The sequence below is a fragment of the Streptomyces mesophilus genome (genome assembly GCF_040300965.1).
Lineage (GTDB): Bacteria > Actinomycetota > Actinomycetes > Streptomycetales > Streptomycetaceae > Streptomyces > Streptomyces mesophilus_A.
The window spans coordinates 1-14,433 of sequence record NZ_JBEPEW010000111.1 but is presented as its reverse complement, the minus strand read 5'-3'; the positions used below and the strand labels follow the sequence as shown (position 1 = coordinate 14,433).

At 70.3% G+C, this 14,433-nt stretch carries 11 protein-coding genes and 1 pseudogene; 7 read left to right on the top strand and 5 right to left on the bottom strand.

All coding sequences use genetic code 11. The annotated features are described in order from the left end of the window. Nucleotides 1-13 precede the first annotated feature (13 nt). The 4 genes from ABT367_RS30100 to ybaK all read left to right on the top strand — a co-directional run bounded on the left by ABT367_RS30100 (nt 14) and on the right by ybaK (nt 4,295). Nucleotides 14-1,612 (top strand): oxidoreductase, encoded by a 1,599-nt coding sequence (locus ABT367_RS30100; protein ID WP_352256419.1) that lies wholly within the window; start codon nt 14-16, stop codon nt 1,610-1,612. Between the two features lie 221 nt (nt 1,613-1,833). Next, nucleotides 1,834-2,838 carry a hypothetical protein gene (locus tag ABT367_RS30095; RefSeq protein ID WP_352256418.1) on the top strand — a complete coding sequence of 335 codons (1,005 nt, stop codon included), beginning with the start codon at nt 1,834-1,836 and terminating at the stop codon, nt 2,836-2,838. An 11-nt stretch (nt 2,839-2,849) separates the two neighbouring features. Continuing rightward, entirely contained in the window at nt 2,850-3,599 is a 750-nt protein-coding gene (locus ABT367_RS30090) for an LON peptidase substrate-binding domain-containing protein (protein WP_352256417.1), read from the top strand. Nucleotides 3,600-3,794: 195 nt separating this feature from the next. Next, on the top strand, nt 3,795-4,295 hold the full coding sequence (gene ybaK / locus ABT367_RS30085; RefSeq protein ID WP_352256416.1) for a Cys-tRNA(Pro) deacylase: 501 nt from the start codon (nt 3,795-3,797) through the stop codon (nt 4,293-4,295). Nucleotides 4,296-4,443: 148 nt separating this feature from the next. Here the strand turns inward: ybaK and ABT367_RS30080 are convergent, their stop codons facing one another. The 4 genes from ABT367_RS30080 to ABT367_RS30065 form a co-directional block, all read right to left on the bottom strand. Next, entirely contained in the window at nt 4,444-5,133 is a 690-nt protein-coding gene (locus ABT367_RS30080; protein ID WP_352256415.1) for a hypothetical protein, read from the bottom strand. 71 nt (nt 5,134-5,204) lie between these two features. Continuing rightward, complete coding sequence (locus ABT367_RS30075; protein ID WP_352256414.1) at nt 5,205-6,023, bottom strand: ABC transporter permease; 819 nt, start codon at nt 6,021-6,023, stop codon at nt 5,205-5,207. After that, complete coding sequence (locus ABT367_RS30070) at nt 6,020-7,000, bottom strand: ABC transporter ATP-binding protein (RefSeq protein ID WP_352256432.1); 981 nt, start codon at nt 6,998-7,000, stop codon at nt 6,020-6,022. Before ABT367_RS30070 ends, ABT367_RS30075 begins: the two co-directional genes overlap by 4 nt. 195 nt (nt 7,001-7,195) lie before the next feature. Continuing rightward, the gene (locus ABT367_RS30065; RefSeq protein WP_352256413.1) at nt 7,196-8,419 is read right to left on the bottom strand and encodes an NYN domain-containing protein; all 1,224 of its coding nucleotides are present in this window, start codon (nt 8,417-8,419) and stop codon (nt 7,196-7,198) included. 276 nt (nt 8,420-8,695) lie between these two features. Here ABT367_RS30065 and ABT367_RS30060 point away from each other — a divergent pair, with 276 nt between their 5' ends. Then, the gene (locus ABT367_RS30060) at nt 8,696-8,872 is read left to right on the top strand and encodes a hypothetical protein (protein ID WP_199552134.1); all 177 of its coding nucleotides are present in this window, start codon (nt 8,696-8,698) and stop codon (nt 8,870-8,872) included. 92 nt (nt 8,873-8,964) lie between these two features. Here the strand turns inward: ABT367_RS30060 and dnaE are convergent, their stop codons facing one another. Continuing rightward, nucleotides 8,965-12,510: a DNA polymerase III subunit alpha gene (dnaE, locus tag ABT367_RS30055; RefSeq protein WP_352256412.1), complete on the bottom strand. Its 3,546-nt coding sequence runs from the start codon at nt 12,508-12,510 to the stop codon at nt 8,965-8,967. 159 nt (nt 12,511-12,669) lie between these two features. Here dnaE and ABT367_RS30050 point away from each other — a divergent pair, with 159 nt between their 5' ends. Both ABT367_RS30050 and ABT367_RS30045 read left to right on the top strand, forming a co-directional pair. Then, the gene (locus tag ABT367_RS30050; protein ID WP_352256411.1) at nt 12,670-13,995 is read left to right on the top strand and encodes a DUF2252 domain-containing protein; all 1,326 of its coding nucleotides are present in this window, start codon (nt 12,670-12,672) and stop codon (nt 13,993-13,995) included. A gap of 65 nt (nt 13,996-14,060) precedes the next feature. Further along, nucleotides 14,061-14,433 (top strand): annotated as a pseudogene (locus ABT367_RS30045) (hypothetical protein); the annotation flags it as partial.

Here is a 14,433-nt window from a genome sequence, read left to right as displayed (position 1 = left end):
CACACCGGTACGTATGACACAGGTGTACGAGTGCGGGAGGGGACGTACCGAGGTGACGACGGAGATGCCGGACGATCTGACGGCGGCCGAGGCGGGGATGTGGCAGGCGTTCCAGAACGGGACCCGCTACGACCTGTCCACCGGCGACCCGGAGGTCGACGACCCGCACGGCGTGCACCACTGGGGCGAGGAGCGCAGCGTACGGGCCCGGGTGGTCTGCATGCTGATGCTGGCGGGTCCGCCGGCGCGCGACGGGCGGGTCTCCGCGGTCAAGCTCACGGGTGTGCGCATCACCGGCTATCTCGATGTCGCGGGCGGCACCGTGACCCCGTACGTGGAGATGAAGGACTGCCGCTTCGAGAAGGAGATCTCCCTTCCCGAGAGCCGCTTCACCACCCTGCGCCTGCTGAACTGCTCGATCCCCCGCTTGGAGGCCGCCCGGCTGCAGACGGAGGGCGATCTGCATCTGCCGCGCTGCCGCGTGCACCGCGGCATCCGCCTCACGGACGCCCAGATCGGCACGGATCTGCTGCTCAGCCAGGCCGTGGTGCACCACGACCGCCAGGACCGCACGGTCAACGCGGACGGACTCTCGGTCGGTCAGGATCTGCAGGCCGAACTCATGGAGTCCTACGGGGAGTTCCGGATGCGCGGCGCGAAGGTCGGGGTCTCGCTGAGCCTGCGCGGCAGCCGGATGCTGAACGAGACGGGCAAGTACTCCCTCAACGCCCCGCAGCTGACCGTCGAGCGCGCCCTGTATCTGACGCCGGCGGCGGTCGTGGACCCCGTGTTCACGGCCGGCGCGACCCCGGCACGCGGGGTGCGGATCCAGCGCTTCGAATGCCGCGGCGGCATCCGGCTCGACGACGGGCGCTTCACCGACGCGGTCGACTTCGACCGCGCACTGCTGCTCATGGGCGAGGACCACGAACTCTCGCTGCGCCGGGTGCAGACCGCCGAACTGCGCTTCCTCGGCGAGCGGCCGGAGGGCGGCACCGTGGTGCTCTCCGGCGCGAAGGTGACGAGCCTGCGCGACAGGGCCGCGAGCTGGCCGGGGCCCGGACACCTGCAGATGAACGGTTTCGCGTACGAGAACCTCATCCCGGTCGGCAAGTTCCCGCTGCCCGCCCGCCTGGACTGGGTCGAGGCGGCCACTCCCGAGTACAACCCGGAACCGTACGAACGTCTCGCCGCGGTGCTGCGCGACACCGGCGAGGACTCCGAGGCCCGCGAGGTGCTCCTCGCCAAACAGCGCCGCCGCCGCCAGACCCTCCCGGTCGCGGGCAAGCTCTGGGGCTACCTGCAGGACTGGACGGTCGCGTACGGGTACCGGCCGGGCCGGGCGGCGCTGTGGATGGCGGTCCTGTGGGCGCTCGGCGGCTACGCCTTCTCGCACTACGACCCGGAGGCGATGAAGTCCGGCGAGGGCCCGCACTACCAGCCGGTCCTGTACTCGCTCGACCTGATCCTGCCGGTGATGAACCTCGGCCAGGACGGCTACTGGCGCGTCGAGGGCCCCTGGCAGTGGCTGGCCGCGTCCCTGGTCCTCCTCGGCTGGGTCCTGGCGACGACGGTGGCGGCGGGGGCTTCGCGGTTGCTGCGGCGGGGCTGACCCTTCAGCCCCTGCGGCGATTGAGCAGATCCGAGCGAAGCTCGGATGCGGGGTCCGGGGCGAAGCCCCGGTTTCGGGAAGGGGCGGGTAGGGGAAACCAGCCCGCCGCAGGCGCAACCGGCCCGCAGCCGGCGACGAAACCGCACCCCATCCCGCCGCACCCGAACCGTTACCCACCACACAGCAACCATCCGCCCAGCTCACCGGTCTTCCCCCGCACCATGGCACTGCTACGCGCCCTCATCGGCACCGCCCGGATGCTCAAGCACACCAAGCACCTCGCCGTCGGTCTGCCCGCCGACGACCAGGTGCTGCTCGACGCACCCGACGAACGACTCGCCCCCGCACTCGTCGCGGCGGGCCGGGACGAGTACGGCCCCGCCGCGGCGCTGCTCGCGGCCACCCGCGAGGAGGCCGCGTGGGAGAACCGCGACCTGTACACCCGCCGCCTCGCCGCCTTCGCCCGCAACCGTCCCGACTGGTTCGAGCACTGGCTCGCGGACCGCCCGTACGACCCGGACGCCCTCCTGGTGAAGGCCGAGCTCGCCCTCGGCCGTGCCTGGGAGTCCCCCGCGTACGCGGAACTGCTGCGCGAGGCCGCGCCGTTGATCAGCGCCGCCGCCGATGGCCACCCCCGCGACCCGGTGCCGTGGCGGCTCGCGCTCGACCACGCCCGCGGCACCCATGCCTCGCGTGCCGTCTTCGACGCGCTGTGGCAGCAGGCCATAGACCGCGCCTCGCATCACTACGGGTGCCACACCTCGGCGGTGCAGTACCTCTCGGCCGCCTGGTACGGCTCGCACCGCGAGTGCTTCGACTTCGCCGAACAGGCCGCCGAGGGCGCGCTGCCCGGTTCGCTGATCCATGCCTTGCCGGCCCGCGCCGCCCTCGCCTACCTGACGGGTCCCGGCTCCGCCGTCCCCCGCGAGCGCCTCGACGCGGCCGCCGACCGTGCGATCGCGCTCTCCGCGGGCTATGAGCCCGGCGACCCGTACCCGGCCGAGGTGCGCAATCTCCTCACGTACGTCCTGATCCGCCTCGAACGCTGGCAGGACGCCCTGGACCAGCTGCACCTGATCGGCCCGTACGCCACCTCGTTCCCCTGGGACCGGGTCTCGGACGACCCGCTGGGCCAGTTCCTCGAACTCCGCGACGGTGTCCGCCTCGAGGTCGCCGCGGCGACCCCCCTGCGCACACCGGCCAAACAGGCAGCTCGGGGCCACTAAGGTAGAGAGTCGTGACCACCGTCCGGCTTCCGCTCTTCCCGCTGAACACCGTGCTGTTCCCGGGACTCGTGCTGCCCCTGAACGTCTTCGAGGCGCGCTATCGGGCCATGATGCGCGATCTGTTGAAGTCCGTCCCCGAGGACTCGGAGGAACCGCGCCGCTTCGCCGTCGTGGCGATCCGCGACGGCCACGAGGTCGCCCTCGCGGCACCCGGCCTTCCGGACCAGACCGCCACCGTCGAGAAGGGCCCCACGGCCGGCTTCGGCGACGACCCGGCGAAGGCTTTCCACACGGTGGGCTGTATCGCGGACGCGGCCACCGTCCGCGAGCGCGCCGACGGCAGCTTCGAGGTCCTCGCTACGGGGACCACCCGCGTCCGCCTGGTCTCGGTGGACGCGAGCGGCGAGTACCTGACCGCCGAGCTCGAAGAGCTCCCCGAGGAGCAGGGCGAGGAGGCGGGCGCGCTCGCCGAGGGCGTCCTGCGGGCTTTCCGCAGCTACCAGAAGCGCCTGGCCGGCGCCCGTGAGCGTTCCCTCGCCACCGGAGCCGAGCTGCCCGACGAGCCCTCGGTGGTGTCGTACCTGGTGGCCGCCGCGGCCGTACTCGACGTACCGGCGAAGCAGCGCCTGCTCGAAGCCCCGGACACCGCGCGGCGGCTGCGCGAGGAGCTGAAACTCCTTCGCTCCGAGACCGCCCTGCTCCGTAACCTGCCTTCACTGCCCGCCGTCGAACTGACCCGGGCACCGACCAGCCTCAATTGACCAGCCCTTTCAGCCCTGCGGCGTTTGAGCAGATCAGCCCCTGCGGCGTTTGAGCAGATCCGAACGAAGTTCGGATGCCGGGGTCCGGGGCGAAGCCCCGGTTTCGGGAAGGGGCGGGGCGGGGAGAAAGGCCCGCCGCAGGCGCCACGGCCCACCCACCCGCACCAGACAACGAGACCGACCCGGAGCACCCCAGTGGCGAAGAAGTCCAAGAAGCAGCAAGCCGGCGGCACCCCGGCAACGGTGGCGCTGACCGCCGCAGGCACCGAGTTCACCGTGCACAGCTACGAGCACGACCCCGCACACCCGTCGTACGGCGAGGAGGCGGCGCAGGCGATGGGCGTCTCGCCCGAGCGGGTCTTCAAGACACTCGTGGCGGACGTCGACGGCAACCTGACCGTCGCCGTCGTCCCCGTGGCCGGCACCCTCGACCTCAAGGCCCTCGCCGCGGCCGTCGGCGGCAAGCGCGCGGCGATGGCGGACCCGGCGGCGGCCGAGCGGACCACGGGCTACGTACGCGGCGGCATCTCCCCGCTCGGCCAGCGCAAGAAGCTGCGCACGGTCCTCGACGACTCGGCCTCGGCGCACGACACCATCTGCGTCTCGGCGGGCCGCCGCGGCCTCGAGGTCGAGCTGTCCCCGGCGGACCTCGCGAAGCTGACGGACGCGGTGCTCGCACCGATCGGCCGCGGCTGAGGCGTACGCGCCCCCTAGGCGCAGAGCCCGTTCTCGGTTAAGTACCGAGAACATGTCGAAGAAGACGCGCAAGCGGAAGTGGCGGATCAAAAAGGGCAAGGCCAACCACGGAAGGCGCCCCGCCTAGCAACGCACCAGTGCCTGATCCTCAGGACAGGCCCTGGCTCGGACCCTGCGGCGTCCCGTAGCCGTCCTTGGGCTGCGGGGGCTGCGGTGCGTCCCAGCCCGCCGCCTCGGCCGGCTCGGGATCCCGCGGTCCGAACAGCGCCGTGAGCGCCAGATGCACCGCGAGCGCGGCGATCGGCCAGGCGAGCAGCGCCCCCTTGGCGTTCAGCTCGAGCGGCGCGTCGAACGCCACCCCCTCACCGGCCGCCTTCGCGCGCGCCACGACATCGTCGCCAGGACCGAAGACCAGACCGAGCCGCCAGGCGACCACCGACGCGAGCAGCCCGCCGACCGCCAGCGCGACCACCAGCGGGATGCCGCCGTGCCGGCGCAGCAGGAAGACCAGCGCTCCGGTGACGGCGCCGCAGGCCAGGGCGAGCAGGATGAACGTTCCATCCGCGCCGATCGCCTGCTCACCCTCGGTGTCGTCGAGGAAGACGGACTTGCCGTCCGAGATCAGCGGCACATGGGGCGTGAGCCACACCCAGAGCACCCCGAGCACGATCCCGGTCACCGCGAGCCCCAGAACGGTCAGGGCGGCGTCCCGTACCTCGGTGGCGAGCCCGGGACCGCCGGCCGCGTACGACTCGGCGGGCACCCGGGGCGGGGCCTGCCAGGGGTCGCTGGGCTGGTTGGTGTGCGGCTGCTGGGGAGGCGTGTGGGGTGCGGTCACCCTGCCATCGTGCCAGGCCTCGCCGCCGGGCCCAGGGGGTGGGCCGCCGATCGGGGGTCGAGGGCCCGCGGTCAGCGCACCGCGGCCTTGCGGTACGCCCAGGTCGCGGCAGCCAGCGAGACCACCCCGACGCCGGCGCAGACCCCGAGGTCGAGGGCCACGGCGGCCCAGTCCGGGCTGCTGTCGAACGTACGGGCAAAGGCCTCGACGCCGTACGTGGAGGGCAGCAGATCCCGCGCGTACTGCAGCAGCACGGGCATCCCGTCCGCGGGCAGCACCCCGAGCAGAAGCGCCGCCGACATGCCCAACTGGCCGAGCAGCGTGGCCAGTTCGGGCCGCGGCGCCAGGAGACCCAGTGCCGCGCCGAGCCCGGCGAGCGCGGCTCCGGCGAGCGGGATGACGGCGAGGAGCACCCACAGATGCGTCAGCGGCAGCCCGAACAGGACGCTGCCCACGACGGCGGTGACGATCGTGCCGGGCACGGTGAACGAGGCGTACGCGGCCGCCGCCCCGAGCACCACCGACGAGGGCGGTACGGGCAGGGTCGCGTAGTGGTCGAGCCCGCCGCCGGCCCGCAGCTGCCCGAAGTACTGCGCGAGCAGATTCAGCGCCACGAAGGCGACGACGAGCACCGAAGAGCCCGCCACGACGGCCCGCGCCTCGGACCCGCCGTCGACGACACCGCGCATCAGGATCATGATCCCGACGGACTGGAAGGTCGCCACGAACAGCAGCGGGATACGGGCCACCCGGGCCCGCGACAGCTGGGCGCGGTAGACGGCGGCGAGCGACGGCAGCAGCCGCGCCCGCGGGGCGAGTTCACTCTCCCCCGTGCGCTTGCCGGCGGCGGTGACCGCCCCTGCGACGGCCTCGACAGGCACCACGCTCACGCCTTCACCAGCCCCTTTGCTCCGTCGGTCCGGCCGCCGAGTGCGAGATAGACGTCCTCGAGGCTCGGCGTGGCCAGGGTGAAGTCGTCCAGTGCGGCGAAGGCCTCGCCCCCGGTGACGGCGGCGACGGCGGCCCGCGCCTCCTCGGGTCCCAGGCGCAGGGTCCAGCGCCGGCCGGTCTCCTCGGCATTGGCGCGCAGCGCGGACACCTCGGGGACGTCGAGCGGTGCCCGCTCACGCCATACGAGTTCCAGCCGCACCTCCGAGGCGACGGCGCTCTTCAGGCCGCCGGGGGTGTCGCAGGCGATGACGCGCCCTTCCTCGAGGACCGCCACCCGGTCGAGCACGGTCTCGGCCTCGATCACGTTGTGCGTGACGAGGAGAACGGTGGTCCCGCGCTCGGCCCGGCGCCGGTCGACGGCGGCCCAGACGGCGCGGCGGGCGACGGGGTCCATCCCGGTGGTGGGTTCGTCGAGCACGAGCAGCGAGCGCTCGCCGACCAGTGCGGTGGCGAAGCAGGCGAGCCGCCGCTGGCCCCCGGAGAGCTTCTTGAGCGGCCGCGAGGCGAGGGACCCGAGCCCGAGCTCGTCGAGGACGGCATCCCGCTCGACCCGGGCCTCCTTCAGCGGAAGTCCGCGCAGCCGGGCGGTCGTCTCGGCCGCGAGGGCGACCGTCAGTTCGTCGAGCGCGGTGGACTCCTGCCCCAGATACGCGAGAAGCCGCGCGGCACGTTCGGGGTGGCGCACGATGTCGTGCCCGAGGATCTCGACGCTGCCGGAATCGGGCCGCATCAGTCCGGTGAGCTGCCGCACGAGCGTCGACTTGCCGGCGCCGTTGGGCCCGAGCAGCCCGAAGATCTCCCCGCGCCGTACATCGAGTGAGATCGCGTCGGTGGCCCTGACCTCGGGCGTCGCGGGCACACCGCGCCGCCCGCGCGTAGCGGGGTAGGTCTTGACCAGGTCACGTACGACGCACACGGCGTCATCGCCGTGCCCCGCGCCCGATCCAGTGCGCACACTCACGACGGAGCAGCCTACGGGACCGGTGGGGGCTGCTTTGCCCCGGACCCCCGCGAACCGGCCTTTCAGTGTCGCCGGACGCTGGGTGGAGGTCCTTGGGGTCGAGGAATCCCGGGTTTCCGGGGGCTCCTATCCCGGGGTTTCCGGGGGCTCCTATTCGTCGCCCCCGGCCGCGGAAACCCCCGCCTCCGCTCCCGTACGGACATCGATCTCGCGCCAGAACCCGGCCCGGATCGCATACCGGTCGTGCTCGTCGATCTGATCGTCCTTGTGCGCCAGCAGCCCGAACCGCGCCGCGTACCGCAGCAGCTCCCCGTCGATCCGGTGCGGAATCCGCGGGTAGAGCACCGACAGCTTCTGCCGCCCCGCGGGATCCGGCAGCCGCGCCAGCCACCGCCGCGCGAAGACCTGTCCAACCTCGTAGGGATCCCCGCCCACGGTCGTGATGTCCTCCTCGCGGTCCGCCCACCGCTGCTCGGCGGTCGTCACCTGTGCCAGCGTCGGCAGGGAAGCGACCTCGGCCGGCTCGGACGGCGCCCCCGGCCGGTCGACCCACCCCTTGTCGGACGACCACCGCAGCGTCGCGTTCGGCGGGTGCGGGGCCGCGGCGGCACCCGGCGCCCGCAGCGCCGCCAGATCCTTCGGCGTGGGCACCCCCTTCGCCGGAGCGTGCCGCTCGGCGGACGCGTGCTCGGCGGACCCGTTCTGCGCGGCGGCCTCCGCGGAGCGCTCCGCCGCCGCGGCGAGCGCCGAATCCGGCAGCGGCGCCGACAGGATCGCGGCGATCTCGGGCCGGGGCACGGGCGGCGGCGCACAGACCCCGCCCAGCTCCTTGGGCCGTACGGCCTGGGTGATCCACGCACGGTCGAGCACGCGCCGCTCGTCGGCCTCGGCGACGAGGTCCTCGGACTGGTTGTAATCGCCGTCCGCGGCCTGCACGGCCCACAGGTGCACGGCGACCCCGTGCTCCTTGGCCGACATCAGGCCCGGCAGCAGATCGCCGTCGCCCGTCACGAGCACCACGTCCGAGCAGGCCCGGTTGCGCGCCAGCTCCGTCAGCTCGGCGTGCATCGCGGCGTCCACACCCTTCTGCGCCCAGCGCCCGTCGCTGCGGGTCAGCGCGCCCAGGCGCACGGTGACCCGGGACATCACCCGCAGCCGCCGGTGCTCGGGCTGGGGTACGCGGTCGGGGGCGCCGTCGAACCAGTAGATCCGCAGCAGCGGCTGCTGGGTGTCCGACTCGGCGCGTTCTCGCAGGGCCTGGATGAGGGCGGCGTGGTCGACGGTGATCCGCGACCGTGAGGGTTCTCCGGCGAGCAGGCTCGCGGCGGCGCCCAGCAAGTAGCCGGCGTCCACCAGGACGACACAGCGGTCCACGAGTTCCACCCTCTTCCCAAAAGGCCCCGGGACGCTCCCGCGTAAGGCGGGAATGCGGGGCGGGTTTGCAACGGGGTTGTCTTCGAGTCTGCCCGAAGGCGCGGAGGTTAACGGCCGGAACTCGATCTTCGGCGTGGCGTATCCGGAACTTACGTACAGACCACTCTCCGACAGGCCTTATTACGCACGGTAATTCTCCAAAATGCGGTGTATGTCGCCATATGTGAATGTGGACTCGGCCCTGGCCCCTAGATCCCCCTCAGGAGGCAGATCACCATGGCCAAGAACAAGAACCGTCAGCAGCAGCGCGGCCAGCAGCAGCGCGGAGCGCAGCAGGAGCAGGCCGAGCGCGGTGCCGAGCAGGTCGAATCCGCGGCCGAGCAGGCGCCCAGCCCCTCGCAGTTCGCCGGCGGCAGCCCTGGTAAGCGCCAGAAGAAGTTCGGCCACAACTGAGCATCGGCTAGGTCCGGTCCAGACACACCCGAGGGGCGCGCCCGTCATGGGCGCGCCCCTCGGCGTATCAACTCAGCTCGTACCGCGGCCTGTCAGCCCGCCAGACAGGACGGTCCGAGCAGCACCTTCAGGTCACCGAACAGCGCCGGATCGGGCTGGACGCGATGCCGGTCCAGCCGCAGCACGGTGGTCTTGCGGGCCCCTTGGAGCTTGATCCGCACCTCGGAGTTGCCCTTGTGGTGGCCGAGGATCTCGCCGAGACGGGTGACCATCGGCGGAGTCACCTTGACGGTCGGGATCGTGATGATCACCGGTGCGTTGGTGCCCGCGTTGGACAGATCGGGCACCTGCATCTCCATCGCGACCAGGCGCGGCACATCCTCGCGCTTGTCGAGGCGGCCCTTGACGAACACCACGGCGTCCTCGACGAGTTGGGTGGACACCAGCTGGTACGTGGCCGGGAAGAACATGCACTCGATGGAGCCCGCGAGGTCCTCCACGGTGGCGATCGCCCATGCGTTGCCCTGCTTGGTCATCTTGCGCTGCAGGCCCGAGATGATGCCGCCGATGGTGACGACCGCGCCGTCCGAGAAGTCACCGCCGGTGAGCTGTCCGATGCCCGCGTCGGCCTTGTCCTGCAGGACGTGTTCGAGGCCGAAGAGCGGGTGGTCGGAGACGTACAGGCCGAGCATCTCCCGCTCCTGGGCGAGGAGATAGGTCTTCTCCCACTCGTCGGTGGAGAACTCGACGTCGAGTCCGAAGCCCGGCTCGTCCGCGGCGTCCTCGTCGCCCATGCCGCCGAAGAGGTCGAACTGCCCCTCGGCCTCCTTGCGCTTGACCTGCACGACGTTGTCGATCATCGGCTCGTACTGCGCGGTGAGGCCCTTGCGGGTGTGCCCCATCGTGTCGAACGCGCCCGCCTTGATGAGCGATTCGGTGGTGCGCTTGTTGCAGGCGACGGCCTCGACCTTGTCGAGATAGTCGGGGAACGAGGTGTACTTCCCCTTCGCCTTACGGCTGCGGATGATCGACTCGACCACGTTCGTACCGACGTTACGCACGGCCGAAAGACCGAAGAGAATGACGTCGTCGCCCTGCGCGGCGAAGTTCTGCTCGGATTCGTTGACATTCGGCGGGAGCACCTTGATGCCCATACGCCGGCATTCGTTCAGATAGACGGCCGACTTGTCCTTGTCGTCCTTCACCGAGGTGAGAAGGGCCGCCATGTATTCGGCCGGGTAATTCGCCTTCAGATACGCGGTCCAGTAGGTCACCAGGCCGTACGCGGAGGAGTGCGCCTTGTTGAACGCGTAGCCGGCGAAGGGGACCAGGACGTCCCACAGGGCCTGGATGGCCTGGTCCGAATAGCCGTTCTTCCGGGCGCCCGCCTGGAAGATGGCGAAGTTCTTCTCCAGCTCCTCGGGCTTCTTCTTGCCCATCACTCGGCGCAGGATGTCGGCTTCGCCGAGCGAATAGCCGGCGACGATCTGCGCGGCCTTCTGCACCTGCTCCTGGTACACGATGAGGCCGTAGGTCAGACCGAGCGTCTCCTTCAGGGGCTCTTCGAGCTCCGGGTGGATCGGCGTGATCTCCTGGCGGCCGTTCTTGCGCTCCGCATAGTTCGTATGCGAGTTCATTCCCATCGGGCCCGGCCGGTACAGGGCCGAGACGGCGGAGATGTCCTCGAAGTTGTCGGGCTGCATCTGGCGGAGCAGCGAACGCATCGGGCCGCCGTCGAACTGGAACACACCCAACGTGTCACCGCGGCAGAGCAGTTCGTACGTCTTGGGGTCGTCGAGCGGCAGCGAGAGCATCTCCAGGTCGATGCCCTTGTTGGCCTTCACCATCTTGACGGCGTCGTCCATGATCGTCAGGTTCCTGAGGCCCAGGAAGTCCATCTTGATCAGGCCGAGCGACTCGCACTGCGGATAGTCCCACTGCGTGATGGTCACGCCGTCGGTGTGCCGCACCCAGACCGGGGCGTGGTCGATGATCGGCTCGCTGGACATGATGACGCCGGCGGCGTGCACGCCCATCTGCCGGACCAGGCCCTCGACGCCCTTGGCGGTGTCGATGACCTTCTTCACGTCCGGCTCGTTCTCGTACATCGCCCGGATCTCGCCCGCCTCGCTGTAGCGCGGGTGCTTGGGGTCGGTGATGCCGGAGAGGTCGATGCCCTTGCCGAGGACGTCGGCGGGCATGGCCTTGGTGAGCCGGTCGCCCATCGCGTACGGATAACCGAGCACGCGGGCGGAGTCCTTGATGGCGTTCTTCGCCTTGATCTTTCCGTACGTGCCGATCATGGCGACCTTGTCGGCGCCGTACTTCTCGGTCACGTACCGGATCACCTCGACGCGCCGACGCTCGTCGAAGTCGATGTCGACATCGGGCATGGAGACGCGCTCGGGATTGAGGAACCGCTCGAAGATCAGGCCGTGTTCGATGGGGTCGAGGTCGGTGATGCCCATCGCGTACGACACGATCGAACCGGCCGCGGATCCTCGGCCGGGACCGACCGCGATGCCATTGTTCTTGGCCCACATGATGAAGTCGGCGACCACGAGGAAGTACCCCGGGAACCCCATCTGGATGATGATGTCCATCTCGTAGTCCGCCTGCTTCTGGCGGTCCTCGGGGACACCTCCGGGGTAGCGGCGGGCCATGCCGCGCCGCACCTCCTCCTTGAACCAGGTGGTGTTGGTGTAGCCCTCTTCCGGGATGTCGAACTGCGGCATGAGGTTCTTCGCCTCGAACATGCCGGTCGTGTCGATCTGCTCGGCCACCAGGAGGGTGTTGGCGCAGCCCTCCTGCCAGGCGTCCGAGGAGTCGATCGCGTACATCTCCTCGGTCGACTTCAGGTAGTAGCCGGTGCCGTCGAAGCGGAAGCGGTCGGGGTCGCTCAGGTTCTTGCCGGTCTGGATGCACAGCAGGGCGTCGTGAGCGGTCGACTCATGCGCGTAGGTGTAGTGCGAGTCGTTGGTGACGAGCGGCGGGATGCCGAGCTTCTTGCCGATCTCCAACAGGCCGTCGCGGACCCGGCGTTCGATCTCGATTCCGTGGTCCATCAGCTCCAGGAAGTACCGGTCCTTGCCGAAGATGTCCTGGTACTCGGAGGCCGCCTTGAGCGCCTCGTCGAACTGGCCGAGCCGCAGGCGCGTCTGCAGCTCACCGGACGGGCAGCCGGTGGAGGCGATCAGACCCTCGGACCACTGGGAGATCGTCTCCTTGTCCATACGGGGCCACTTCTGCAGCCAGCCCTCCTTGTACGCGTCCGAGGAGAGCTTGAAGAGGTTGTGCAGACCGGTCTTGTTCGCCGCCCAGATCGTCTTGTGGGTATAACCACCCGAACCGGACACGTCATCGCGCTTCTGGTGCGGCTGGCCCCACTGGATCTTCCGCTTGGTGCGGCGGGACTCGGGGGCCACGTAGGCCTCGATGCCGATGATCGGCGTCACACCCGCCTTGGTGGCCGAGTGGAAGAAGTCGTACGCGCCGTGCAGGTTGCCGTGGTCGGTCATCGCGACGTGGGTCATGCCCATGTCGTTGGCCGCCTGGAACATGTCCTTGAGCCGCGCCGCACCGTCCAGGAGCGAGTACTGCGTGTGCACGTGCAGGTGCGTGAAAGGCGGCTTGGTCACGGCGGAAGACCTCCGGGAAAACGCTCGGCGACTGAGGGGGGCGGCAGCCATGAAGTCTACGTCCGGCCACTGACAGGTCGCGGGCACTTCCCGGTACCGTCGAGCGTTGGTACGGGCGGAACATTCCACCCCGTTTTTTCGCACCAGGAGGCACCAGGCATGGTCACGCAGACGGGCGCCGAGGAGCGCGGCGAGCAGATTCTCGCCGTCTTCGACACCGCGTTCGGCGAGTTGCTCGCCGCCGACCCGGCCGCGTTCCGGGTGAAGTTCCGCAAGATGGCGGCCTCGGCCTTCGCCTTCTACCGCGGCACCGCCTGCCTCTTCTACTCGGACCTGGAGCGCGAGCAGCACGGCGGCCCGTTCCTGGACGACCGTACGGGCCGGGTATGGATCCACGGCGATCTGCACGCCGAGAACTTCGGCACGTACATGGACTCCACGGGCCGGCTGATCTTCAACGTCAATGACTTCGACGAGGCGTACGTCGGGCCCTTCACCTGGGACCTCAAGCGCTTCGCCGCCTCGGTCGCACTGATCGGCTACTCGAAGGCACTCAGCGACGAGCAGATCTCCGAGCTGGTGACGATCTACGCCGCCGCCTACCGCGAGCGCATCCACGCCCTGGCGACCGGAGCCAAGGACGACGAGGTGCCGCCCTTCACCCTGGACACGGCCGAGGGCCCGCTCCTGAAGGCGCTGCGCGACGCCCGCTCCCTGACCCGTTTCTCGCTGCTCGACTCCATGACGCAGATCCGCGAGTTCGAGCGCCGTTTCGCACCCGGCGGCGGCTCGATCGAGCTGGACGCGGCCACGCGCTACAAGGTGCTCGCCGCCTTCGACGGCTATCTGGAGACCCTCCCGGAGTCCTCGCTGACCCGCCCCGACTCCTACCGCGTCAAGGACGTGGTCGGCCGGCGCGGGATCGGCATCGGATCGGCCGGCCTGCCCTCGTACAACATCCTGCTCGAAGGCAATTCCGACGCCCTTGAGAACGATGTCGTGATCTACATGAAGCAGGCCCAGACCCCGGCGGTCTCGCGGCACATCATGGACCAGGCCATCCGCGAGTACTTCCAGCACGAGGGCCACCGCACGGTGATCTCCCAGCGCGCACTGCAGCAGCACGCCGACCCGTGGCTGGGCTGGACCGAGCTCGACGGCTCGGGGCAGCTGGTCGCCGAGGTGTCGCCGTACGCCGTGGACCTGGACTGGTCGGACATCGACGACCCCGAGCAGATCGCCGCCGTGGTCGCCGACCTCGGCCGGGCGACCGCGACCATGCACGCGGCGGCCGACGACGAGAGCGGCTACACGGGCCTGGTGCCGTTCTCCACCGAGCGCGCCATAGACGCCGCGATCGCGGCCGACGAGGAGGGCTTCGCGCCGCTGCTCGTGGAGTTCGCGCACGAGTACGGTGCGCGCGCCCGCCAGGACCACCAGATCTTCGTCGACCTGTTCCGTAACGGACGGATCCCGGGTCTGTAGCGGTCCGTGCGCTCATAGGAAACCCTGAGCCGACCTTTACTTATCCGTCTGGCAGACTCGCAGCGATGGACATATCGGGGACGCAGCCGAGGATGCTGCGGGCGGCGCTCTTCACGGCCTTGGTCGTGACGCTGTCCGCCGCATCCCATGTGCTGCTCTCGCAGGTTCCGCTGCCGCTCGGCACCATCGCCGCGGTGGCCGGGGGTGTGTTCGTCCTCGCGTATCTGCTCGCCGGACGCGAGCGCGGCTTCTGGTCGATCGCGGCGCTCGTGGTGCCCCTCGAGCTCGCCGCCGACACGGTCTTCACCACCGGTCAGCATGTCTGTTACGGCCAGACCGGCGGCCCGATCGCCGGCACCCTGCGCTCCTTCGGCCTCGACGTCCTGTGCGGCGGCTCCGACGTCGGCGCCTCGCTCGCCCAGGCGGCGGGCGCCGGCC